Here is a 24,801-nt window from a genome sequence, read left to right as displayed (position 1 = left end):
TAACAATAAAAATAACTATAATCGCGCAAATAAACTAAGGAAATGTGATGTCGAAGCAAGTCGAATTAGTGCTAGGAGCCAATACGGTTATCGAAAATACAAAGTGTTCGATCGCATTTTCTACTACTAAACCATTAGAGTTTGGACAGCAGCTTGGGCTATTGTGGTTGCCATTAAATGCCCATCGTAAAGCCGTTTGTAGTCCTGCTTATTTACATGAGGCTAAAGACTGGGCTCAGCTCGATAGCAAGGATAATCCAAGCGCATGGCAGTTAGACTTACCTCAGTTATTTGATAAAAATAATGTTAATTTCTTACAACTGATTGCTTATGTTTATCATGATCCAAGCCTAAACTTGCCAGCGGTAGAGTTAAATGACGTAAACCTCATACTCAACAACGGGGATATGCGCTATAACTTCACAACAAACGAGCGGCATGTCAAAGCGGCGATTATATTAGAAATATATCAGCGTAATGGACAGTTCAAATGTCGGGCGCTTGGTGAGGCATCAACGCAAGGCTTGGCGAGCCTTGAACATCATGTACAGGTTAGTCTGGATGTTCGTCCACCTAGCACACATATACTTATTCAAGAAGCGCAACAGCAGCAGCGTACTCAACCAAACAACGAAGCTCGCCCTCCCCGTCAAGTACAAGCAGGCGAAACTTGGACAGGAACAGCGTTTGCTGTTGATCCCTATCATCTGCTGACCTGCTATCATGTGATTGAGTCAGCAGCGATGGTTGGCATACGTCAGCAAGGTCAGCCTGATCGCGAGGCACAAGTTGTACTTAGCGATATCGGAAGCGATTCAGCTATTATTAGAGTTAGCGATCCTTTGCCTAGCTATCTCCCATTGGCGCAGCAATGTGTTGATATATTGGGCGAGACCATTACCACACTGGGGTTTCCGTTATCAGGACTGAGTAGCCAACTGCAAGTCACTCAAGGCTGTATATCAGGATTGACAGGCTTAAATAACGATATCCGTCATGTGCAATTCACCGCACCCATTCAGCCTGGTTCTAGTGGTAGTCCTTTATTATTGCCGACTGGAGAGGTCGTCGGCATGGTCACATCCAGTCTGGTTCATGAACATGCACAAAATATGAACTATGCGGTGAAATTTCAGTTATTATCTGCCCTACTGGCGAGCGCTGGCGTCAGCTTGGAGAACACGACTGATTTGACCAGTGCTACGCCTCTTACAACACCTCAGCTAAGCAAGCAAAGTCGCAGTGCCTTATGGCTGGTTGGCTGTCAGGGTTAAAAATCTACGACGACATATAATTAAAAGCGCCAAGGAATATGAATGTTAAATGAGCAACACAGTACGACCATCACCCTACCCCGTGGTACGCTAGATCTGACTTATCAAACCAACTCAGCCACTAATAAAAATGGCGCAGAACAACACGAGCATTATCAATTAGAAGATTTGCTAGGATTTGCCCAGCGTATTAATCCAAAGCGTGCATTTTTGTTTGTCTCAAAAGTGCTAGGTCGTCATATTCCCGTTGCGCCAAGCACCATGCGAGAGGCATTCACTGATTTGGCTAACTTAGTGCCTAGTGACTTGGCTGAACCAGTACTAGTCATTGGTATGGCAGAGACCGCGGTAGGTCTATCTGCAGGCGTCCATCAGGCACTACAAACGCGCTATCCTCAAGCCCTGCTATTGAACTCTACGCGTCATGCACAGCAAGATGAAAGTAGTGATCCGAATGGTACCGACTCCTTGCTAACAACGTTTCGTGAAGATCACAGTCATGCCAGCCAGCATTTGATTTATCAGAGCAAAGATAGCGTTACTCAAGCGCAGCTACTGGCCAGTAAAACACTGATTATGGTCGATGATGAAGCCTCAACGGGCAATACCTGTGTTAATGTCGTCACTGCCTTACGTGAAGCAGGACTGACCCAGTTAGAGCAAGTACATCTGACGACACTGGTGGACTGGTCATTAGATCAAGAAAAACCTCACCCACAGTCAAATGATAAACCTGCACGTATGACTGATCGTCTCGCTGGTATTGAGTTTCATCGCCATCATTTATTGTCTGGCGCATGGCAATGGACAGACGCACCCAATCCTGAACCCATTACGATGCCATCGGTTGATACTACTGCCGCTGGTAGTCAGGCGCTCGGTGATACGGGTAATTGGGGCCGATTTCCAACGCTAGACAGTACAGAGAGTTTTGCTAACTATCTTTCAAGTTTTCAGACTGCATTTACGCGCTTCGATGGCCAAGAAAACTTTGATGTTACTCAGCTACCAAAAAGAATCCTAGTATTGGGTAGCAATGAGTTTGTTTGGTTGCCATTTTTATTGGCTGAATGGCTTGAAATAGAGTTTAAAAAACTGAGCGGAGATACAGCGTCCATGGTTAATTTTAGCGCATTAACCCGTTCACCGATTGCGCTTGGTGGAGCGATTACCACGATGCTAAGCTTCAGCGACAATTATGGGCTTGGTATGACCAATTTTGCTTATAACGTTGAGCCTAGTGATTGGGATTTGATTGTGTTGTGTATAGAAACATCAGCTGATAGTGTGGATGCTATGTGGCGAGGTTTGGATAACGTGCTGGTGGTAGGTGCAGGTCATGGAAATAGCTGAGCTCCTGACTTATATCAAAACCATTACAGGGTTTGGTGAATCCTCACTAGCAATCATAGCGCTTATATTTTCCGGTATTTTCGTATTAGTAAAGCTTTTTATTTATATCGTTAATCGTGTTGATGCTAAAGATGATAAACAGTTTGAAATGCTCTATAAAATAATTGATGACGAAAATTTTCTTGAACGACTGAGTAACCAACCATTCCTAATCAAGCAACTTTTTTACAAGCGCTTGTACCTACTCAAAGACTATAAGGTTGAAGAAATAGAGTTTCTGATGTCTCAGAAGTTTTTAAAAATTAACCTACATGAGCTTAGCGCTTTAAAATCAGGTTCTATAATAAGATTCGAAGATGGACAGTACATCAAGAAGGTTAGAGGTTTAAGTAGCTATTGGAGCAATAACTATCATCGATTCAATATTTTCATTATTATTTTTTTCTTGATCTGGATACTGATAGTAGGTTTTTTATCTCTCGTTCTCTTTCAAAATCAAACACTATTTTATATTGCAATGATACCTCTCTACATACTAGAAGCATATTTATTATTCAAAATTGATGCAGTAAGAACTTATTTGAGAACAAAAAACTTGATAGACGAATTTGTACATCAAAGTCAATTATTCAAAGACAATCAATGCAATAGGAACATATGACTACCTCATTTTTTAAAGCTAACCCAGACATTATTAAGCCTTATGCCTTGATGGATTTAGACGATACTCTATTCCAAACTCAACGCAAAATTGATACGTGGGATTTACCCACTACTGAACCTGAATCTTTGGTATGTGCAACGGTCAATAAACAAGACGAGCCACTGAGCTTTATGAGTCAGCGCCAAGCAACCTTTTTTAATTGGCTACTTGCCAGCACCGAATTAGTTGTAGTGACGGCGCGGGATCGTAGTGAAATAAAACGCGTTAAATTGCCCTTTGATAGCTGGCAAGTATTGACCCATGGAGCGATTATTTTAACGTCTGACGGAGCGCTGCTGAGCAGTTGGCAGCAGCATATGTATAGTAAGCTTGCGCCATTGCAAGTTAAGCTTACTAAGTTAAGCCAGTTATTTGCCAATCATAGTCAAAGCGAGCAAAGTCATTTAGTATTCACACCGCATATCGATAGCTTTAACAATGGTTCTGTTGATGAAGAATTAACGATTTATCTGGCTATCAAACATGCGCAAAAAGATCATCAATCGCTCGTAGATTTAGCTGAGAAACTGCCCACTCTGATACGCGATTTTGATCAAGATTTCTATGTACATGTGAATGCTAATAACCTAGCGATATTGCCACATGCGGTTCATAAGCGTCATGCGGTACAGTTTTTATTAGAGCATCATTTAGACCATCAGCGTCCCAGTTTTGGTTTTGGTGATAGCTTAGCTGATCTGCCTTTCTTACAGTTATTGGACTGGTACGGTATGCCCAATCATGGCCAATTGCATGAGCAATACCAGTCTAAATCGTCAGGCTAAATCATCAGCTTAAACTGCAGCCACGCAAATCCACTGTTATCATCACGAGTGCTATTATTCATACTATGACTTTACCTAATATACAGACAAAAAGAGCTACTCTGCAAAACTATGGCTCAGGCAGCTATCTTGCAAGCGATGTCACTGTCCTACTCGATATGGTGGATAAGGACGCAGTTGCCGATGTGCCCGTCAGTCAAAAAGAAGCGCTTATCCAAAGCGGACAACGCCATTACTCTGACATGTTGACTTTAGAGCAAGCGCCTACTGCAATGCATGAGCAGCTATACAAACAGGCATTAGAGCAAGGCTCAACAAGGACCGCGACCGATATCGCTCATTTGTCTCATACGCTACATCATGTTTTTCAGCAGAATGTGAGTGATGAGCATCCACTGGTTTTGGTCAGTTTGGTACGAGCAGGTCTACCAATTGGGGTGTTATTGCAGCGTGCGCTCTCGGATACAGACAGTAGCTATAACCTGCCAAGTGTACATTATGGTATCAGTATCATTCGCGATCGTGGTCTTGATCCAGTGGCCCTGCAAATGCTACTAGAGGCTTATCCAAACAGTCCAATCGTATTCGTCGATGGCTGGACAGGTAAAGGTGCCATCTATCAAGAGTTGGCTCGCAGTTTAGAGACGTTTAGCGATTCTACTCATGCTAATTTTGCTAATATTTTTCATCAAGGCGCTGACGTCATTCCGCTACTGACTCTCGCCGATCCTGCTGGCGTTGCTTGGCTGGCGGCAAGTGAAGAAGACTGGTTGATCCCATCTGGTTTATTGAATAGCACCGTATCAGGATTAATTTCACGCAGCTTATACACGGAGCCGTCATCAGGCCTGCATCGCAGTGTCTTTTATGATGATTTAATAGCAGCAGATCATAGCTTGGCATTTATCGAGCATATTGATGCCGCGAGACGATCATTGGCTACTACTCCAGCGCGTTTACCGACTTACCAGCAGCCACGCTATCAGACGGCTGCATTGATAAAGACGTTGGCAGCAGATTATCATATCGTCAATCGTAACCGTATTAAGCCGACTATTGCCGAGGCAACACGTGCCATATTACGCCGCGATCCAGAGCGCATATTGCTCGCCACTGCTGAGCACCCTGATACCATACTGCTACGCCATTTATGTGCACAACGAAACATCACTATCAGTGTATTAGGTGATAAAATACTGCCTTATCAAGCCATCACGCTTATCAAGCAGCGCTCCCAAAACACTTAATACATTTACCAGTATTAAATACTTTCTTTTTCGTTCTCTTATACTCTCTACTTATGATGCCAATTATGTCAGATATGCTAAAAACCGAGTCAGACCTTTACAATGATACCCAATCTTATGCGCATCTGATCACTGAGCGTCATGCGATGGTCAAACCGCACACGCACCATCCATATCAGCTCGGTGCTAGCTTGTACATGCCTGCGACTCGCCAAGATATTTGGCAAGTCATCAAGCGGGACAAACTACCGACGATTAATAGTATTATTATCTGTCTAGAGGATGCGGTCAGTCAGCAGGATGTTGAGTTAGCGCTTGAGCGTTTGCGAACCCTGCTCGATACATGGGCTGAGCATGTCAATAGCATCAATGCGCCATCTAAATCGGCAAAGATTCATGCCCAGCATCCGACACGTCCACTGGTCTTTATACGTCCACGTAGCCCGATGATGCTACAGCAACTGGCTGATTATACCCATATCGATCTTATCGATGGTTTCGTTATGCCAAAAGTTGATATGTATAGCCTATCTAACTGGCGCATGGCTTGTCAGAACCTAAAAGTAGATCAACTACTTATGCCGACGCTCGAAACCGCAGCGCTATTCAATCCGCATCACAATCAGGAGCTTGCCATCGCTTTTAAAGAAGCATTTAGCCAGCCAGTTTTTGCATTGCGTATCGGTGGTAATGACTTATTTGCAGCATTGCGCTTACGTCGCCCAAAAAACAGTATTGTTTACGATTCGCCTATCGGTACGTTGGCTTATCAAATGCTAGGCTGTTTTGTGCCGCATGGTTTTTATCTTACCGCGCCAGTATTTGAGTACTTGGATCAGCCGACGCTGTTTATGCAAGAGCTGAACCGAGACGTCAGCTTAGGGATGGTAGGCAAAACTGTCATTCATCCAAGCCAAATCGCCCTAGTACAGCAAGCTTACTGTGTGCCACTGAGTACACTGGATGAAGCACAAGCGATCCTTCACTCTGAAGCCAAAGCGGTATTTAAGTACAATAATACGATGCTAGAGCCTGCGACGCACCGTGCTTGGGCGACTGAAATCGTCAATCGTGCAGAAGCCTTTGGAACCATTGATGACGGACATAGCCAATACAGCTCACGAATGTAACTGTCATCGCTAATACAGATAACTGTCTGCTATTTAACAACTTACACCATACAAAAAGCCGCTATCAAATGACAGGTAGCGGCTTTTTTATATGGATATTTGCTTAGGATTTTCTATAGATATAAGGCTTTAAAGCTCTCGAACAGTATCTATATTAAGCACAACTTTCCAAAAACTGACGAAGTACCTGGTTCACTTGATCAGGCTCTTCTACTGTCGATGTATGACCCGCACCTTTAATAATAGCAAGCTTGGACCCAGCGATAGCAAAATGCATGCGTTCAGATTTGGCATAAGGCGTGGCGGCATCTTCATCACCTACCACAATCAGTGTCGGCGTTGCAATCTCACCCAACTGCTCATAAGTACCTGTACGCTCAATAACGCCCATTGTTGCTTTGACCACACCGCCCTTGCGATTGCTTTGTAGCATCGTTAGCCACTGCTTACGGTCAGATTTGCGCAGCTTGTCTGCCAAAAACGTACTGCCAAACATGATTGGCATCACTTTGTTACTCACACGCTTCATACCTAACCAGCGAATCGCTTTCACTAGCTTGCGATACTGAGGGATATTTTTTGGATCTTCAGGGTCAGCAGAGGTTTCTAACAGCGTTAATGACAACAACAACTCAGGGCGTTTGAGCGCAATACGTTGAGCCACGAACCCGCCCATAGATAGCCCAACAAAGTGACACTTATCAATACCAAGCGCTGCAAGCAAGCTAAGTGTATCTTCAGTCAGCGTCTCCATATCATAGCCAGACTTAGTAACCTGCGACTGACCTTGCCCGCGAAAATCAAAAGCAATACAACGATAGTCTGTTTGAAAGTGCTCCACTTGCTTGTCATACATCTGTGAGCTCCACAATAGACCGTGAGCAAATACGATAACGGGCTTTGTTGTGTCATTCGGTGCACTGTCTTCGTAATAAATATCAGCGTTATTTACAGTGATAGTTGGCATAACCACATCCTTGTTTGATCAATGAAAAGTTTAAGCGTACCCTTGTGTTTTTTACGACTCTTTTACGCTCAACCTGGCATATTAGCATAATCCATTACCCCATTAGGTCATAGCCTTTTTACGAGTCAGTCGTTTTGTCTCATTAGCTAGCATCAGCTTTTACGATAGAATAGTAAAGTTTACCAGTATATAGATGTGTCTTAAGCGCCCACAAAACACGCTTTTATAATCATAGCAAGCTGCTATAGTAATCAGCATTGAACCATTTTCACTTTTATTTCGTACCATTGTCATTGATACAGAATATTAAAACAGTCATTTAAAATAAGGAAATCTCAAATGTCACAGTCTCTCGTCGATTATCAAGTTGCAGAGCACATTGCTACCATTACCTTTAACGATCCAAAAAGCTTAAACGCCTTTGGCACGCCCTTAAAAAACCAAGTCTTGATAGCGCTAGATAAAGCGGCTGCAGACGATCAGGTACGGGTGATTATTTTGCAAGGGGCTGGTGGTAATTTCTCCAGCGGCGGCGATATTAAAGAGATGTTGTCTGAAGGATTAGACAAGGATATTGTTTCAAACAAATTAAGAGGTATGGTAGAAGGTGCAGGCGAAGTCAGCTTAAAATTACGTCATATTCATAAGCCGATTATTGCCAAATTAGAAGGTGCTGTAGCTGGTGCTGGCATGAACTTGGCGCTTACTTGTGACTTTCGAATTGCCGCAGACAATGCAAAGTTTGTACAAGCATTTGTTAATATTGGCCTAGTGCCAGATGCAGGTGGTATTTACTTACTAAACCAATTGGTTGGTGCAGCAAAAGCCACTGAGCTTGTAATGATAGGTGACAAATTAAAAGCAGAAGATATGGCACGTTTAAATCTAGTGAACAACGTAGTTAGTGCTGACGAGTTAGACGCCACCGTACAAGCATTGGCGCTACGATTGAGCCAGTTACCAGGCAAAGCGTTGGCCGCTATGAAAGAAAGCTTCAACGTACACGCCTTCGCTGGTTTGAGCGCGGCGTTAGATAAGGAAGTAGAACAGCAGACCGTAATGGCAAAAACTGATGACTTTATCGAAGGAGTTAGTGCTTTTATTGCAAAGCGTAAGCCTGTATATCAAGGTAAGTAACAAGATAAACAATAATGCCATCAAAAAAAGGCTGCCAGTATGGTAGCCCTTTTTTTGTTAATGCCTTTAATTAAGAAGCGGTTGCTGGTTTAGAATGATGAGGTAAAGTAAATATCTTGTCAAAGATCAGAGTAAACGTAAACGTATAAACTAAGAAAAACAGCAGTAGCGCTACTTCCATCATAAAGGCTTTTACTAGACCAACATCGTACCAAATCATATAAAGTGGCAAGCAGATTAACACTAGCCCACCTTCAAAACCAAAAGCATGAACACTGCGTATCCATAACGTGCGACGTACAATACGTCTGCGGCGTTCCCACGCTTCAAAAGCGGTATTGTATATAAAGTTCCAAACGACGGCTGCTACCGACATCATTACGGCGATTGGTAAGGATTCTGATGCGTCACTGTGACTGAGTTTCATCAATATGAGGGTAGATAAGATAATCGCGATAATTTCGAAAGCGGTCACATAAATTAAGCGACGTTTAAGCGGTGATAAGGTCATCAACCAAGACTCCAAAGCACCTGTATTCAAACAGCAAGGTGCGTATCAAAGTACCGGTCCGTCCCGAGTTAGAAAAGATAAAGGAAGTGCAGAGCCACGGTTTCCGCCTGCATTTATATTATACATAAGATGGCATAAAAAATCAGCCTGTACATTTATACAGACGTAAGCCGTTTTATTAACGATTATCGCCTGTTTTAACCGGACTATTTCGCTGGTAGACCCCATTTATTGGTTTCAGGCTTGGTATCACTCGCTAGAAATACCAGTAATATAATAGAGCCTATCAGTGGCACTATCCCTATCAAAAACCACCATCCTGAGCGGCTAGTATCATGCAAGCGACGGATAGTCACGGCAAGACCAGGCAGAAATAAACCAAGTGCCGCTACTATGTAAAATAAACCTGTCTCTGAGCTGAATATTAATGCGTCTAGCAGCATTGCAACGATCATCACCCCCATTTGCACTAGAAAGAAATACCAGTACTCTTTACGGCGCGCACGACCAGAAAAATTCGTGTAATTTCTCATGCCCTTTTTAAACCAATCAATGATGCCGTAATTTGCTTCAGCACTATGATTATTAGCCAACGTAGATCTAGGCAATGGCGGCGGTGTCGCTTTATCAAGCTTGATATTATTTTCCATAGGGCTTTTTATCTCAGTCGTGAAAAGTAGAAATCGTCAGTGAAAATTATCACAATTAGCTTTGATTATAGATACTCAATAAAAGTTTGTAAATGAATACTAGTTTTCTTAGAGTCATCAATAAAAAACCCCGCATCATGACGATACGGGGTTTTATTTATTCAAAAACGTTTTGCTTAAGCTGCAACCAAGATTAGGTCAACTGAGCAACGTTAATTTTGTCTGCTTCTTCAGTATAGTCTTCCATACGGTCGAAGTTCATGTATTGATAGACTTCATCACCCATGCTGTTTAGCATACCAGCATACTGCTGATACTCATCGTTAGTCGGCAATTTACCAAGTACCGCTGCGACTGCTGCAAGCTCTGCAGAAGCTAGGTATACGTTAGCGCCTTGACCTAAACGGTTCGGGAAGTTACGAGTTGAGGTCGATACCGCTGTAGATTTCGGTGCGATACGTGCTTGGTTACCCATACATAGTGAACAACCTGGCATTTCAGTACGAGCGCCGGCTTGTGCATAGATGTTGTAGTAACCTTCTTCCATCAACTGGCGTGCATCCATCTTAGTAGGAGGTGCAATCCATAGACGAGTCTTCAAGCTACCTGCTGGTACGTCTTGTAGCAATTTACCAGCGGCACGGAAGTGACCGATGTTAGTCATACATGAACCAATGAATACTTCATCAATCGTATCACCAGCCACGTCTGCTAGCGTTTTTGCATCATCTGGATCGTTCGGGCAGCAAAGGATAGGCTCTTTGATTTCGCTCATATCGATAGTGATGTCGATCGCGTATTCAGCATCATCATCAGCACGCATGAGGCTTGGATTAGCCAACCACTCTTGCATTTGCTCAACACGGCGGCTGATCGTACGTGCATCGCCATAGCCTTCTGAGATCATCCACTTAAGCAGCGTGATGTTTGAGTTTAGGTACTCAGTCACTGACGCTTCAGATAAAGTGATGGTACAACCAGCAGCACTACGCTCAGCTGAGGCATCAGACAATTCAAACGCTTGCTCAGCGGTCAAATCTTCTAGACCTTCGATTTCAAGAATACGGCCGTTGAACTCGTTGATTTTACCTTTCTTATCAACCGTCAAGTAACCTTCCTTGATCGCTTGATAAGGGATAGCATGTACTAGGTCACGTAGAGTGATACCAGCTTGACGCTCACCAACAAAACGAACACGAACAGATTCAGGCATATCAAGTGGCATCACACCAGTTGCAGCTGCGAAAGCAACTAGACCAGAACCCGCTGGGAACGAGATACCCATTGGGAAACGAGTATGCGAGTCACCACCAGTACCAACGGTATCTGGAAGTAGCATGCGGTTCAACCACGAGTGAATGATACCATCACCTGGACGTAAGCTTACGCCGCCGCGGTTCATGATAAAGTCAGGTAGTGTGTGCTGAGTCTCAACGTCAACTGGCTTTGGATAAGCCGCAGTATGACAGAATGACTGCATTACTAGGTCTGCTTGGAAGCCTAAACATGCCAAGTCTTTTAGCTCATCACGCGTCATCGGACCAGTCGTATCCTGAGAGCCGACCGTAGTCATCTTAGGCTCACAGTACATACCTGGACGTACGCCTGTCAGACCACACGCTTTACCAACCATTTTCTGGGCAAGCGTAAAGCCTTTACCGGTATCAGCTGGCTCTTCTGGCTTAGCAAAGATGTCTGAATGACCAAGACCCATGTATTCACGAGCACGGTTAGTCAAACCACGACCAACGATTAATGGAATACGGCCGCCAGCACGAACTTCATCAAGCAATGTTGGTGAGTTTAGTGAGAACGTTGATAGTACTTCATCAGAGTTATGCTTAGTGATTTTGCCTTCGTACGGATAGATGTCAAATACATCGCCCATGTTTAGGTTATCAACTGCCACTTTTTCGATTGGCAATGCGCCAGAATCTTCCATCGTGTTGAAGAAGATAGGAGCGATATTGTTACCAAGTACTAAACCGCCGCCACGTTTGTTTGGCACGTTAGGGATATCTTCACCCATCAACCACAATACTGAGTTGGTTGCAGACTTACGGCTAGAACCAGTACCAACAACATCACCAACATAGGCTAGCGGATGGCCTTTTTCTTTAAGCGCTTCGATTTGCTTCATTGGGCCAACAACGCCCTCTTCGTCAGCATTGATGCCGTCGCGAGAGTTTTTGTGCATGGCTAGTGAATGCAATGGGATATCAGGACGGCTCCATGCGTCTTGCGCAGGTGACAAGTCATCCGTGTTGGTTTCGCCAGTTACTTTAAACGTCGTGTAAGTGGTTTTCTTTGGTACTTCAGCACGGTTCAAGAACCATTCTGCGTCAGCCCAAGACTGAATCACTTCTTTAGCAATAGTGTTGCCAGCTTCAGCTTTTTCAGTCACATCATTGAACGCGTCAAATACTAGCAAAGTTTTCTTTAGTGCTTCAGCAGCGTCTTGTGCAACTTCGCTATCATCTAGTGCAGCAACTAGTGGCTGAACGTTGTAACCACCTTGCATAGTACCTAGAATTTCAACAGCTTTTTGCTTGCTGATAAGTGGTGATGATGTTTCACCCTTTAAGATAGCAGCCAAAAATGCCGCTTTAACGTATGCTGCTTGGTCAACACCAGCAGGGATACGGTTTTCTAATAGGTTCATCAAGAACGCATCTTCGCCTGCAGGCGGGTTCTTTAATAATTCAACCAACTCTACTACTTGTTTTTCATTTAGTGGTAGGGGTACAGTTCCTAGCTCAGCACGTTCTTCGACATGTTTACGATAAGCTTCTAACACAATAGTCGTCCTCGTCAGTTGGGGTGTAGCACATTACGTGGGTAGTCAGCATGACTGCCTGCGTCTATATACTATATGAAATAATTATCCGTGCAATCATAGCTTAAAACGCTTTAAATGTTAATGGCTCAGCTCTGAAAAGGCGCATAGTAAGGCCATATTGAACATTTATTATAAAAATAGTGCCATCAATAAATGATTGTAGCGCTCATTATAACTGGCATTTGCCTGATTACGCTTATCAATAAATACTTGCTTTATGACTGAGCAGACACCATATGACTGATATACAATTTTGTAAGAAACAACTTCGATAAAATTCAGCTTAAAGAAATGTAGCAACTTAGATTTATTAATAGTCGATTGATTAGTAGTCGATTTGGTAAAAACATTTTGGTAAAACATTAAGGACGACAATATGACTGATAGCAATACGGACAACAATATTAACTATGATAATGGTCTCAAGGTACGCACTGAGGTGATGGGTGAGCAGCATGTCAAACGCTCGCTTGATGCTGCCACAGGATTTACCCAACCATTGCAAGACTGGATTATCGAACACGCTTGGGGCAGCACTTGGCAAGATGACTCAGTATTACCACGCAAGTATCGCTCATTAATCACTATTGCCTTTTTAATTGCCCAAAAAAGCCCAAACGAGTTGAAAGGACATATACGCGGTGCCATTAACAACGGGGCCAGTGTCGCTGAGATTAGAGAAGTGCTCATGCATAGCTTGCCGTACTGCGGTGCACCTGCCACTCAAGAAGCGTTTCGCGCCGCCATAGATATACTGAATGAGTTGGAAATCGATATAGATATTTAAAACTATGGTCGTCCGAGCAATCATAGTAATCTTAACAATATTGTTTAAAAATTGACGACCAAATTTCTGCTATAATATCTGCACTCATAAAACATTCTGATAATTCCATAAACCCTTATAATATAAAGGGTTAAGAGATAACTCCATTATGACAACTGCCGTACAAACACATGTACCTGCTGCTAAGGCCAAACCAAAAAAAGCCATCCAAGGCGAAAAGCTGCGTGGCTATGACAAAGTTGCCCGTATCCCAATTAAGGTAATCCCGACTGTCGAGGCCAAGAAAAAGCCTGATTGGATTCGGGTAAAAATGTCCTCGCCTGCTGAAGTCGCTCGTATTAAAGCAACCTTGCGTGAGCAAAAGCTTTATACCGTTTGTGAAGAAGCGGCCTGCCCTAACCTGCCACAGTGCTTCGCTGATGGTACAGCCACCTTTATGATCATGGGTGATATCTGTACGCGTCGCTGCCCATTCTGTGATGTAGGACATGGTCGTCCTAATGAGCTAGACAAGGATGAGCCGCGTCATACTGCTGAGACGATTCAAGGTTTACAGCTTAAGTATGCCGTAATCACCTCTGTCGATCGCGATGATCTAAAAGACGGCGGTGCGGGACATTTTGTAGAAGTGCTAAACGAATCAAGAGCACTTAGCCCAAACTGCTTGATTGAAATCCTAGTACCAGATTTCCGTGGTCGTATGGATATTGCATTGGATTTATTGACAGAGACTGCACCAGATGTGTTTAACCACAACATCGAAACCGTGCCACGTTTATACAAAGCCTTCCGTCCAGGTTCAGACTATCAGCATTCGTTAGATTTGCTTAAGATTTATAAAGAGCGTCGTCCTGATATCGCCACCAAGTGCGGCTTTATGGTTGGTCTTGGTGAGACAGAAGAAGAGATCTATGCCCTACTCGATGATCTAAAAGCTCATGATGTAGATATGATCACTATTGGTCAGTATCTACAGCCTAGTAAAAACCATGCGCCTGTCGATCGTTATGTCCATCCAGACGAGTTCCAACGCTATATGGACTACGGCAAAAAAATTGGCTTCTTTAGCATTTGGGCAGGTCCAATGGTACGCTCAAGCTACTTTGCAGATCGTCAGTACTATGGCGAAGATTGCCCAGCACCGATCCGTAGCAAGAAAGCATTAGAAGCTGAAGGCAAACTTGGCTGCTAATTTAGCTACAAAGTGATGTGAAAGTAGTTGCGAACAACAGCCGCTAGGACATCTAGAGAATATTAAAAAGGGTGAATAACAGATTTGTTATTCACCCTTTTTTTAGCTTTGTTAGATTTAAGAATGATTAAACCTAACGCTTTACACGGTTAAAGTTGGCGTTGGCTTTCCAGCTGTTTTTATATTGAATGCAGCAATACCAAGGACAATAATACCACCTGCGATACTAGTCGTAATCTCAGGATAAATCAATAATAAAGCGCCAATAGCTAAGATGACACGGGTCACCGTATTCATACCGCCTCTGAAGTAGCCTTCAAGTGCTGAGCTCAGTGCAATGACACCAGTTACCGAAGTCACTACCACTGTAATGATATCTACAATAGGTGGCAGCGGGAAATCTTTTGCCGTGACTGCTAGGCCAGTTGGATCTATCATCAACATCGTTGGATTATAGATAAACATAAACGGCACGATGAATCCTGCGAGGGCAAGTTTGAGGGACAAGAACCCTGTCTTCATCGGATCACCACCGGATATACCTGCACCCGCAAAGGCTGCAAGACACACAGGCGGTGTAATATTGGCAAAGATACCAAAATAAAAAACAAACATGTGCGCTGACAAGATTGGAATATCAAAACCGGCCAATGCTGGCGCAGCCATCGTCGCCGTAATGATATAGGCAGGAATAGATGGTAGTCCCATGCCCAAGACCATTGATGCCAACATCGTCAAGATAAGCGTGAAGAATAATGATCCTGCACCTAACGTGACGATAGAGGATGTCATCACCGTACCAAAACTGGTCAGACTCACAACCCCAATGATAATACCGACGACCGCACAAGCAGCCATGACCGCTAGTGACTGGCGCGCACCATCTTCTAATGCACCTAAAATATCAGAAAAACTCATGCGCGTTTCAGCACGCAGCATACTGATCACAACAGTGAAACCAATGGTATAAGCTGCTGCATATCCTACAGGTACGTTTCTGATTAATAAGAAAATCAAGAAGACAATCGGCAATAGCATATGACCGCGGGCTTTCAATACTTCTTTTACCGCTGGTAAATTTTCTTTAGCAATACCTTTTAGATCGCGACGTCCAGCGCGGAAATGCACCTGCGCAATGACGCCTAAATAGTATAATATCGCTGGCAATAATGCTGCTAAGGCAATCGTGCTATACGGCAAGCCTGTTGTCTCAGCCATAATGAAGGCACTGGCACCCATAATCGGTGGCAAAATCTGTCCACCAACCGAAGCACTGGCCTCAACTGCACCCGCGAAATCTTTGTGATAGCCGACCTTTTTCATCAACGGAATGGTAAAAGCACCTGTACTAACCACATTTGATAAAGCTGAGCCATTGATACTGCCCATAAAGCCACTAGAGATGACTGCTACTTTTGCAGGTCCGCCCTTTTTATGACCAGCGATAGCCAATGCCAAGTCATTAAATAACTGCCCCATTCCTGAACGTGCTAAAAACGCACCGAATAGAATGAATAAGAAGATAAAGGTAACCGAGGCACCAATCGCAACAGAGTACAAACCTTCTGTTTTTAAGAATAATTGACCAAAGATATCACCCATATCATAAGGGCGAGTCAAAAGCCTGTCAGGCATAAAGTCTAAATGACTGACAAATGGATAGGCCAAAAATATGCCGGCCAAGATTGGCAAAATCCAACCAGTGATACGGCGACTGCCCTCTAGTACGCAGACTACCGTAATCAAGGAAAATATCACATCGACCTGATTGGCCATACCGCCACGCGAGGTCACGATATCTTGATATTCATAGATGAGATAGCCCATACCGGATAGAGACAGGGCAAACCAAATCCAGTCATACCATGCCACTCGCTTGCGACTGCTTTTTTTGCTGGCTGGAAAAATTAGGAATATCAATGCAAAACCAACACCCACGTGTACAGAGCGCTGTAACAGTGCTGGCATTGGATTAAAAGTAATATATAAATGAAACAGTGAATAGAGTATACAAATGCCAGCAATAAAATATTTTACTGGTCCTTGAGTGATATGACGCGTGATTGACTCTCGGTCATATTTTTCCAATACTGCTCGGTTGACCGCATCCGCCTCAGCATCGTTATCAACTTGAGCATCTGGCATGGTAGTCACACTACCTTGATCCGTCACTTGGGAGTTCATGACAAAAGTCCTTTTTAAATCTATCAATTAAATCATACGTCTTAGGCATGATCACCACTTCAGAATAGTCTGGCACCCACTGGTGAATCAAGAAACGATGACCACCATAATCCATTTCACCTTTGGTCAGTCTAGATACGACCCAATTAAGGCGATGCAGTTTTTCGTTGATTTGATAACCCAGATAGCCAGGCTTTTGTATAGGAGCGAGCATTTCGGTGGAGGGTGTCCCTGCACCGAACGCTTCAAAATAGGTCGTGGTCAGTAACAGCTCCGCACCTTCTGTACTGCTGCCGTCTATGCGTTGATACTGCTCTTCCCACCACTGTTTTTCTACAGAATGTATCCAACGTAGCTGAAAATCAGGCTCCGTGAAATAGCAGACCTTATCATCAGCACCGTCTACGCCTGCGACTCGCACTTCAACGACAGACTGAAGCGTAGAGCCTAACCATAGCGTAAAAAAAACTAGCGCTGCAATAAATGCCGCGCCAGTTGATAACCATAATGAATTACTTGGCTGCTTGTTCGTCATAGTACTTTTTAGCTCCAGGATGGATTGGGGCTACCATGCCATCACGAGCGGTTTCTAGACTGATATCATTGGCCGCTTGGTGAGCTGTTTTTAGACCATCTAAATTATCGAACAATGCTTTGGTTAGTTTATAACCATCCGCTTCAGACAGATCAGAGCTAACCAATAGTGCATTCATAATTGCTGCAGTTGGTACGGCTGTTTCGTTACCATAAGTGCCAGCAGGAATCTCAAAGGTTTTGAAGTAAGGCTTGGTCGCGATGATTTCTTTTAGCTTGTCTTGGTTGATAGTGACAATCTGTAAATCTAAACCTTGCTCTAACTCCATCAAAGATGAGTTTGGTAGGCCACTACTAAAGAATGCCGCTTCAATCTTACCTGCTTTCATACCATCAGCAGCTTCAGCAAAACCTAGATAATCAACGGTGACATCATCATACGTGATACCAAACCCTTCAAGTAAAGTACGAGCATTGACTTCAGTACCAGAACCTTGATCGCCTACAGCAATACGCTTGCCTCGTAAATCCTCAATGTTTTTGATACCAGATTTTTTCGAGGTCACGATTTGCACCACATTAGGGTACAAAACAGCAATCTGTTGAATGTTAGTGATTGGCTGCTCAAAGTTGTTTTTACCTTCGACAGCATCTGTCACTACGTCACTTAGTGCCAAGACCATGTCGACCTTGCCTTGGGTCAATAGATTGACGTTTTCAACTGATGCGCCAGTGGTTTGAGTTTTTGAGTTTACGCCAAAGGTTTTGACATAGACTTCAGACAATGAAGTACCAATGATATTGTAAGGGCCAGACGCGCCGCCAGTAGCGATGGTCAAAAACTTAGTATCAAGCTTATCTGCTGCAGTATCTGTTGTAGCGCTATCTGCAGATGCAGTATCACTGTCTTCTGAGCTTGGAGATGAGCATGCAGTTAGACCTAACGCAGCACTCAACATAGCTGACAAAAGTAACGGGGATTTTAAAGAATTAAGCATTGAATTCATCCTTGAAGTGATCGGTTTTATACGTTTAACAATATCCGTATTTATACATAAATACGTTACAGACGAGTAATAATATAGTAATTCTATCAATAAATAAACCTTAGCTTACTTTCTCTTTTTCTTTCAATACCTTATATTTAAAGCTATCAGAGAAAATATAGGGCATTCATTAATTAAGCTAACATATATGTATGTTTTGCTATGCGAAACAAAGTTCCATTTAATAAATATTAAAACAAAAATCGTCGCTATTGTAAACCTTTATCGATATCTGAAAAATATTGTCATATCGCATTATTTCTTAGGAATTTTTAGATATAGCAAATTAATGAGAATTCTCTATTTATAACTATCTCGATTTATAACTATAAGGACAAAAGTTCTGCTATATTTTATCTGAGCTATTTTTTGGTTCAGGATATTACATGGCACTAGTCTGTGTCTCTCTTTTATTAATCTACTCGGATAGTTCTTATGACAATACCCCACACGGAAGTACTGGCAACGTTATCTGCTGATATTGCTATCATTGGTGGTAGCGGTCTCTACCAAATGTCATCACTGACCAACAAACGCAGTGTGACAATACAGACGCCTTATGGCAGTCCATCTGATGATATTGTCTTAGGTGAGCTTGAGGGAGTGACAGTCGCATTTCTAACACGGCATGGTCAGGGCCACAGACTGACCCCGTCTGAAGTGCCTTATCGTGCCAATATCTATGCGCTAAAAACGCTAGGGGTACGCTATATCGTCTCTGTATCCGCAGTTGGCTCTCTACGAGAATCGCTTAAACCATTAGATATGGTCGTGCCTGATCAAATGATTGATATGACTAAGCAGCGAGTGAGTACTTTCTTTGGTGAGGGTGCCGTCGCTCATGTGTCGATGGCAGACCCACTATGCCCTGTCCTAGCAGACATCTTGACGCGCGCTTATGACCAAGCAAATATTGTAGAAGGTAGCAGTCATTTTAAGGCAACTTATGTCTGTATCGAAGGGCCTCAATTCTCAACTCGGGCAGAGTCAGAATGGTATCGTCAGATGCAGGCAGATATTATTGGCATGACCAATATGCCAGAAGCCAAATTGGCACGTGAAGCCAGTATTGCTTATGCCACGTTAGCTCTGGTGACAGACTTCGACTGTTGGCATCCAACGGAAAAAGCCGTCAGTGCCGACTATGCTATACAGAACCTAATGAAAAATGCGGACAATGCTCAAAAAGTGATTAAAGAAGCCGTTGCTTTAATTGCTGCTGAACTGCCTGACTCAATCGCCCACAATGCCCTCACGCAAGCATTGGTCACACCTATAGATGCGATGGACGAGCATACCAAGATTAGACTGGCCGCCTTGCTAACGTAATCTTAATACGTACTCTCCATTTTGGACTGACTACTGCTAATCGGTCTAATTTTAATCGTGCTGTTTCCCATTGAATCAAAAAAGGCCATTATCTAAAATAATGGCCTTTTTTATAATTAAGCATGTATATTTAAATTTATGCTAAATACATTACTTTAATGTTAGCAACAACCACCTGCACCAGATGCCAGCATCATAGGTTGATTAAATGGCATTAACTCACCGCAACCTGCAAAAATACCGTAGTGGCGACTTTCATCACCGATAAACTCAAAGTGCGGCGCAAAGCGTGATTCTTGTAGCATTCTAAACGTATTGCCACATACTGGAAATACCCGACCAACTTCGATAGCATGATGTTTATCTAAATCAAACCGATGCGGGGACTGCTCGATAGTTCCTTTATATATCACCGCTTGTCCGTGATCTTCGCAAGCATCCTCAAGCGACGCTATCTTAAACAAACGGTAAGTCGCAGAGAAAAATTGAATATCACCAATTTTGGCTGCCAATGCAGGATCTGTAATCTCAAGTGGGCGATCTTCAACCAAACGTACGTCTAAAAACCCTGCCCCTCGCGCCAGTCGGTTAAAGTCCTTCCAATACAACGCGCCGCTCAAACACTCTCCATATAAGACTGGGTCATCGATCAGATGTTGCGGGATACGGCGATCGGCATAGACGTCAGAAAAATAAAACTCCCCACCAGGTTTCAGCAAACGCTGCACACTGGCCATAACCGCGGCTTTATCTGGTGATAGATTGATAACGCAATTGGAGACGATAATATCAAAGCTATTAGCCTCAAGATCTAGTTCATCTAGTTTCTCGATGTAGCCGTGTAAAAATGTCACATTATCATAACCGAACTTATCGACATGGTAGGCTTGATGCTGTCTGGCCACGGCTAGCTGTTCATCGGTCATATCAACACCGACTACGTGCCCACTCTCACCAACCAGTTGCGCCAATGCGTAGACATCTCGTCCTGAGCCACTGCCCAAATCTAAAACTCGGCAGCCTTCAAGCAGTGCTGGACATACCAGACCGCAGCCATAATAGCGATTCAATACTTCATCGTGAATATTCGCGAGTAATGGTTTGAGCCACTCAGGCATATTGCTGATATCACAACAAGCCGAGGTCTTTAAATCATCGGTACTCTGTAACTCTTTTCCATAGTAATTTTGCACGACGTCATGCATAACAATATCCTTATTAAATGTACCATCCGGTTAAAAGTATTAGGGCGTGTCCTCATTTTAAAAATGGTGATAAAAATGAGATAAATTGCAGTCAAACAAGGAAAATAGCGCAGATAATATCGAGATATTAGTCAGCTATTTGACGCCGTTTGGCAAGATTTAGCCATTTTTAACCCATTTAGATAACTATCGATTGAATTGAGGACACGCCCTAGTAAATCATCTTAGAATATACAGCTACGTTAGTGAGTTTATTAACCTAGTTATTAATTATGCGTTATCAGCTATCAGTCGTTATCGACTTTGATATTGAGTTGAGAGTCTGGCCAGCCTGACGGTAAATGCACTAGATCTTTAGGCTCATCAATATCGCGCAAAGGGTCAAATAGTGCCAGTGTCCAACCTAATGCCGCCATGCGCTGCCTGGTAACAGCGGCTACACTAGCCGTACTCCAGATTATGTTCGAAAACAGGCTTTCATCAACTCGCTTAAACCCTAACAACACATAACCACCATCAGTCGCTGGAATCATAACCGTGTCGTGTTGATCTAGCTGCTGTACCGCTGTCTGAATACGTGTTGTCGTGAGACTAGGACAGTCCGTACCAATTAATACAACCTTGTCAAAACGTTCCAATGCCCGCTGACTGGCTATCAACATACGCAAACCCAAATCACCGTCGGCCTGCGTAGACCAACGCAGTGAGTTGGGCAAATCAAGCGCCTGCCAACATGGATCTGTTGGTGCTGGACTCACACATAACTCAACGGAAAAGCCTGTATCAACGGCCTGCTCAATACTATGCAATAATAGTTGCCTCGCCATACGTGCAGCGCCATCTACCCCTAGCGCTGGCTGCAAACGGGTCTTCGCCTTATTAGGCGCTGGATATTTTGCAAACAGAAAGATGCAGGTATCTTGCTGTCTTGCAGATGAATCAGCTGTCACTATAACTGTCTCTCAATTGGTCAAATGCATCAGTACGAGTTTGTTTTCCTTCTTACCTACCATGTTTATGAACTAAACAATCTCACTAGTTATAGTAGCGTTGCTTTAAGACGCTAGGCGATACGCCGCGCCAATAATCAAAGCGCAACTGCCACATCAAAAAAATCGTCCGCCACGTGCCATGCTGCTGCCAACGCCGCGCGGATGTTATGACTTTACTTTTTAGACAAGCTGGTCGAGCAATTTTCTTTAGACGTTTACAGAGCTCAATATCTTCCATCAGTGGCTGATCAGGATAGCCACCAATCTGCTCGAACAAAGACTTTTTGATAAATATTGCTTGATCACCAGTGGCTATACCCATTAAGCGCGAGCGTTGATTTATCATTAATCCGACGATTTTTAACAATGGCTCACGGCTGTCTAAACGGACATCAAAACGTCCCCAATCGTACTGAACTACTGCCTGCTGAACGTTATCTATCGCGTCAGCTGGCAGCTCGGTATCGGCATGTAAAAATAGCAACACATCACCTGTTGCTAACATAGCGCCCGCATTCATTTGCTGTGCACGCCCTACCGTAGATTCGATAATATGCCAATCAATGATTGATTGAGCAATCTCTGTACTTTTGAGCACACTGTTGGCGATAGCAACCGAGCCATCCGTTGACCCACCATCGACCAATATCACTTGCTGCGCTGCTGGATCGAGACTGGCAATATGAGCGATAAGCTGCGGCAAGTTATCCGCTTCATTTAACAATGGAATGATGATGGAGAGTTTCAATGGATATACCGTCACGTTAATCAGCGGGTAAGATTAAAAACTGGCTTATTTCTTATTTAGGTTCCAGTTGTAGTCGGTATAGCTTATTTTTATCTTGCCTTGTTTTAGCTCTGCTGTCTGAGCTTTACTCAAGCCTAGTGACAAGCTATAACGACCCAAAAACCCTGCTAAATCTTTTGTTCCACGCCAGTTGGTTGCAAAGTCTTCTTTATACCATTTAAAAATTGGTGACACTCTTAGCGTATCGCCTTTAAGACTGTTGCGGCTACTGTCTGCTAAAAACTTGGACGTTGCCTGTTCTAATTGACTGTCTAAACGCTTGCCGGTAAAGGCATCATCTTGCAGTGCAGGACAACCAATACTGGCACAATTGACCGCAAAGTGAATGCGCGGATCGTTGTAACGCTTAGAACCACGGATAAGATTGTGCTCGATATCATCAAGTGAGCGCGTTTTACCGAGTAGCGAAACAAACTCTTGTTTCCATGGTGACCCAAACAGTCCGCCAATATCTTTGATAGATTTGACGTTTGGATATTTCGTCAATACCAAATCAACCGTACCAGCGTTATAAACATTGATTAAAAATGCCAACTGCTCGTTTTTACTCCAACGATTGAATTCTGATTGAGACACTTTGCTCGTCGCCTCTAGATAGCTTGTCAGCTTACTTTGATCTGCTTTCATACCAGCATAATTGACCACTGAAGCTTTACCACCGTTGGTCATGGTCACATGCTTATTTAATAAACCATCCCAACTCTGATGATTAAAGTCAGCATGAGCGGCCACGCTTGCTAATAAAATAGTCGTGGCAATCACTGGTTGTGCGAACAACGTTTTCGCTGAAAAGTTAAATACTGACATAAGGCTTACTCCGTTTACACTGATTGTTTTTTATCTATGTTTTTTATCTATGCCTTAGTACTTATATTGAACGTACTTATATTAAAAGTACTTACATTAGAACGACTAAGGCGTGTCTACTAACGCTGGTTCTACTGCCTCTTCTTCTAACGCGCCGCCACAACTACTGCCCTGTCCTGCTGTACAGCCATAGCAGTGGTCAGCAATGGCGATGTCATCACCAGACGGGTTTTGCGTTAACAAATCACTTAGGTGTCGCCGTGACTTGTTTGGGACAGGAATCTCTAACTGCTGATTGAAATCACAATCAAACAGCTCACCCAACCAGTTGACACTAATGGTCGAACGGCACATGACCTCGGCCAAATTAGCAGCCATATAATTAGCTTTGAGCAAATCCATATACGGGTGGAACTGTTTTTTTGCCAATAGCACCGCCCCAAACCGCTGAATCGGCATGTTTGTTAGGGCAAACAGATGATTAAACTCGATATCAAAGTGTGCTTTTAACTCACGCTTGTAATCTGCTTCAAGCTGCTGTTGATTGGGCGGCAGCGTCGCGCCTTGTGGATTGAAGACCAAGTTTAATGTTAAATTTGAATCAGGCTTGCCATAGCCCAACTGATTGAGCTTCTGCAATCCCAATATACTGTCGTCAAACGCACCTTTACCGCGCTGCTTATCTACATTTTCTAAGGAATAACAAGGCAAAGAAGCCACCACTTCCACTTGGTTATCTGCTAAAAACTGCGCCATATCCTCATAACCCTCTTCCATAAGAATGGTCAGGTTACAGCGGTCTATCACTTTGACACCTAATGCCCGAGCGGCCTTGACCAAATACTTAAAATCCTCGTGCATCTCAGGCGCACCGCCTGTCAAATCAAGCGTATCGATATTTTGTGCTTGCAATACTTCTGGTATCAACTCGACCAATTCACGCGACATCATCTCGGTACGATAAGGGCTGGCAGCCACATGACAGTGTACGCAAGACATATTGCATAAATAGCCCATATTCACTTGCAATATGGTCAGTTGACGACGTTTTATCGCTGGAAAATCCGTATGCTCAAGTAGCTCGATAGTTGATTTCATGGTGGTCTAAAATCCTGTTAGCAGTACAACTAAAAAAGGATAGCAACGTGACATTAAAGATTAAAAAACACAGATAGCGCATTGCTTTTACTGTTTATTTTTAATATTTACAACGTAAAACCTGATTGCTCACTTTATGGTTTATCTAATCAATCATACCTGATTATCAATAAGCATTGACAACTAATCATATGGATTTTATGGTTTATTCCAAATGAGCATT

General features: G+C 43.3%; 22 protein-coding genes. 10 read left to right on the top strand and 12 right to left on the bottom strand.

The window, feature by feature from the left end:
• Positions 1 to 47 precede the first annotated feature (47 nt).
• From ACTXGF_RS18305 to ACTXGF_RS18280, 6 genes are all read left to right on the top strand, one after another.
• Positions 48 to 1,274: a S1 family peptidase gene (locus ACTXGF_RS18305; RefSeq protein ID WP_443533805.1), complete on the top strand. Its 1,227-nt coding sequence runs from the start codon at positions 48 to 50 to the stop codon at positions 1,272 to 1,274.
• A 42-nt stretch (positions 1,275 to 1,316) separates the two neighbouring features.
• Positions 1,317 to 2,627, top strand: a complete 1,311-nt coding sequence (locus ACTXGF_RS18300) for a phosphoribosyltransferase domain-containing protein (RefSeq protein ID WP_443533806.1) — start codon at positions 1,317 to 1,319, stop codon at positions 2,625 to 2,627.
• Complete coding sequence (locus ACTXGF_RS18295) at positions 2,614 to 3,288, top strand: hypothetical protein (protein WP_201606458.1); 675 nt, start codon at positions 2,614 to 2,616, stop codon at positions 3,286 to 3,288. The genes ACTXGF_RS18300 and ACTXGF_RS18295 overlap by 14 nt, the downstream gene beginning before the upstream one ends.
• Positions 3,285 to 4,115: an HAD hydrolase family protein gene (locus tag ACTXGF_RS18290; RefSeq protein WP_443533807.1), complete on the top strand. Its 831-nt coding sequence runs from the start codon at positions 3,285 to 3,287 to the stop codon at positions 4,113 to 4,115. The genes ACTXGF_RS18295 and ACTXGF_RS18290 overlap by 4 nt, the downstream gene beginning before the upstream one ends.
• Before the next feature lie 65 nt (positions 4,116 to 4,180).
• Complete coding sequence (locus tag ACTXGF_RS18285; protein ID WP_443533809.1) at positions 4,181 to 5,362, top strand: cysteine protease StiP domain-containing protein; 1,182 nt, start codon at positions 4,181 to 4,183, stop codon at positions 5,360 to 5,362.
• Positions 5,363 to 5,427: 65 nt separating this feature from the next.
• The gene (locus ACTXGF_RS18280) at positions 5,428 to 6,492 is read left to right on the top strand and encodes an HpcH/HpaI aldolase/citrate lyase family protein (protein WP_227511148.1); all 1,065 of its coding nucleotides are present in this window, start codon (positions 5,428 to 5,430) and stop codon (positions 6,490 to 6,492) included.
• Between the two features lie 154 nt (positions 6,493 to 6,646).
• On the opposite strand, the gene ACTXGF_RS18275 is transcribed toward ACTXGF_RS18280, so the two are convergent.
• Positions 6,647 to 7,459 (bottom strand): alpha/beta fold hydrolase, encoded by an 813-nt coding sequence (locus ACTXGF_RS18275; RefSeq protein ID WP_443533811.1) that lies wholly within the window; start codon positions 7,457 to 7,459, stop codon positions 6,647 to 6,649.
• A 339-nt stretch (positions 7,460 to 7,798) separates the two neighbouring features.
• On the opposite strand from ACTXGF_RS18275, the gene ACTXGF_RS18270 reads away from it, so the two are divergent.
• Positions 7,799 to 8,596, top strand: coding sequence for an enoyl-CoA hydratase/isomerase family protein (locus tag ACTXGF_RS18270; protein ID WP_443533813.1), 798 nt, complete (start codon positions 7,799 to 7,801; stop codon positions 8,594 to 8,596).
• A 70-nt stretch (positions 8,597 to 8,666) separates the two neighbouring features.
• On the opposite strand, the gene ACTXGF_RS18265 is transcribed toward ACTXGF_RS18270, so the two are convergent.
• The 3 genes from ACTXGF_RS18265 to acnB form a co-directional block, all read right to left on the bottom strand.
• Positions 8,667 to 9,107, bottom strand: a complete 441-nt coding sequence (locus tag ACTXGF_RS18265) for a PACE efflux transporter (RefSeq protein WP_160020982.1) — start codon at positions 9,105 to 9,107, stop codon at positions 8,667 to 8,669.
• Positions 9,108 to 9,313: 206 nt separating this feature from the next.
• Positions 9,314 to 9,757, bottom strand: coding sequence for a DUF805 domain-containing protein (locus tag ACTXGF_RS18260; RefSeq protein WP_443533815.1), 444 nt, complete (start codon positions 9,755 to 9,757; stop codon positions 9,314 to 9,316).
• 193 nt (positions 9,758 to 9,950) lie between these two features.
• Positions 9,951 to 12,554: a bifunctional aconitate hydratase 2/2-methylisocitrate dehydratase gene (gene acnB / locus ACTXGF_RS18255; protein WP_443533816.1), complete on the bottom strand. Its 2,604-nt coding sequence runs from the start codon at positions 12,552 to 12,554 to the stop codon at positions 9,951 to 9,953.
• 418 nt (positions 12,555 to 12,972) lie between these two features.
• Between acnB and ACTXGF_RS18250 the strand changes: the two genes are divergently transcribed.
• Together ACTXGF_RS18250 and lipA are read left to right on the top strand one after the other, a co-directional pair.
• Positions 12,973 to 13,383, top strand: coding sequence for a carboxymuconolactone decarboxylase family protein (locus ACTXGF_RS18250; protein WP_443533818.1), 411 nt, complete (start codon positions 12,973 to 12,975; stop codon positions 13,381 to 13,383).
• Positions 13,384 to 13,531: 148 nt separating this feature from the next.
• The gene (gene lipA, locus ACTXGF_RS18245; RefSeq protein WP_057760861.1) at positions 13,532 to 14,575 is read left to right on the top strand and encodes a lipoyl synthase; all 1,044 of its coding nucleotides are present in this window, start codon (positions 13,532 to 13,534) and stop codon (positions 14,573 to 14,575) included.
• A gap of 141 nt (positions 14,576 to 14,716) precedes the next feature.
• Here lipA and ACTXGF_RS18240 read toward each other — a convergent pair whose 3' ends face one another.
• From ACTXGF_RS18240 to ACTXGF_RS18230, 3 genes are read right to left on the bottom strand one after another with little or no spacing between them, the layout of a single operon-like run.
• On the bottom strand, positions 14,717 to 16,720 hold the full coding sequence (locus ACTXGF_RS18240; RefSeq protein ID WP_443534046.1) for a TRAP transporter permease: 2,004 nt from the start codon (positions 16,718 to 16,720) through the stop codon (positions 14,717 to 14,719).
• Positions 16,721 to 16,730: 10 nt separating this feature from the next.
• Positions 16,731 to 17,294 (bottom strand): DUF1850 domain-containing protein, encoded by a 564-nt coding sequence (locus tag ACTXGF_RS18235; protein ID WP_443533820.1) that lies wholly within the window; start codon positions 17,292 to 17,294, stop codon positions 16,731 to 16,733.
• Positions 17,272 to 18,291: a TAXI family TRAP transporter solute-binding subunit gene (locus ACTXGF_RS18230; protein WP_443533822.1), complete on the bottom strand. Its 1,020-nt coding sequence runs from the start codon at positions 18,289 to 18,291 to the stop codon at positions 17,272 to 17,274. The genes ACTXGF_RS18235 and ACTXGF_RS18230 overlap by 23 nt, the downstream gene beginning before the upstream one ends.
• Before the next feature lie 483 nt (positions 18,292 to 18,774).
• Between ACTXGF_RS18230 and mtnP the strand changes: the two genes are divergently transcribed.
• Complete coding sequence (gene mtnP / locus ACTXGF_RS18225) at positions 18,775 to 19,668, top strand: S-methyl-5'-thioadenosine phosphorylase (RefSeq protein ID WP_443533824.1); 894 nt, start codon at positions 18,775 to 18,777, stop codon at positions 19,666 to 19,668.
• A gap of 161 nt (positions 19,669 to 19,829) precedes the next feature.
• Here mtnP and ACTXGF_RS18220 read toward each other — a convergent pair whose 3' ends face one another.
• The 5 genes from ACTXGF_RS18220 to arsS form a co-directional block, all read right to left on the bottom strand.
• Positions 19,830 to 20,873, bottom strand: coding sequence for a methyltransferase domain-containing protein (locus ACTXGF_RS18220; protein ID WP_443533826.1), 1,044 nt, complete (start codon positions 20,871 to 20,873; stop codon positions 19,830 to 19,832).
• 287 nt (positions 20,874 to 21,160) lie between these two features.
• Complete coding sequence (locus ACTXGF_RS18215) at positions 21,161 to 21,823, bottom strand: TIGR04282 family arsenosugar biosynthesis glycosyltransferase (protein WP_443533828.1); 663 nt, start codon at positions 21,821 to 21,823, stop codon at positions 21,161 to 21,163.
• Between the two features lie 85 nt (positions 21,824 to 21,908).
• On the bottom strand, positions 21,909 to 22,613 hold the full coding sequence (locus ACTXGF_RS18210; protein WP_443533829.1) for a TIGR04283 family arsenosugar biosynthesis glycosyltransferase: 705 nt from the start codon (positions 22,611 to 22,613) through the stop codon (positions 21,909 to 21,911).
• Positions 22,614 to 22,658: 45 nt separating this feature from the next.
• Positions 22,659 to 23,480: a DUF547 domain-containing protein gene (locus tag ACTXGF_RS18205; RefSeq protein ID WP_443533831.1), complete on the bottom strand. Its 822-nt coding sequence runs from the start codon at positions 23,478 to 23,480 to the stop codon at positions 22,659 to 22,661.
• Positions 23,481 to 23,585: 105 nt separating this feature from the next.
• Positions 23,586 to 24,578, bottom strand: a complete 993-nt coding sequence (gene arsS, locus ACTXGF_RS18200) for an arsenosugar biosynthesis radical SAM (seleno)protein ArsS (protein ID WP_443533833.1) — start codon at positions 24,576 to 24,578, stop codon at positions 23,586 to 23,588.
• Between the last annotated feature and the right edge of the window lie 223 nt (positions 24,579 to 24,801).

Source organism: Psychrobacter sp. 1Y6 (assembly GCF_052258385.2).
GTDB lineage: Bacteria > Pseudomonadota > Gammaproteobacteria > Pseudomonadales > Moraxellaceae > Psychrobacter.
Note: the sequence above shows the minus strand (reverse complement) of the source record. Positions and strands in the feature narration are given on the sequence as shown.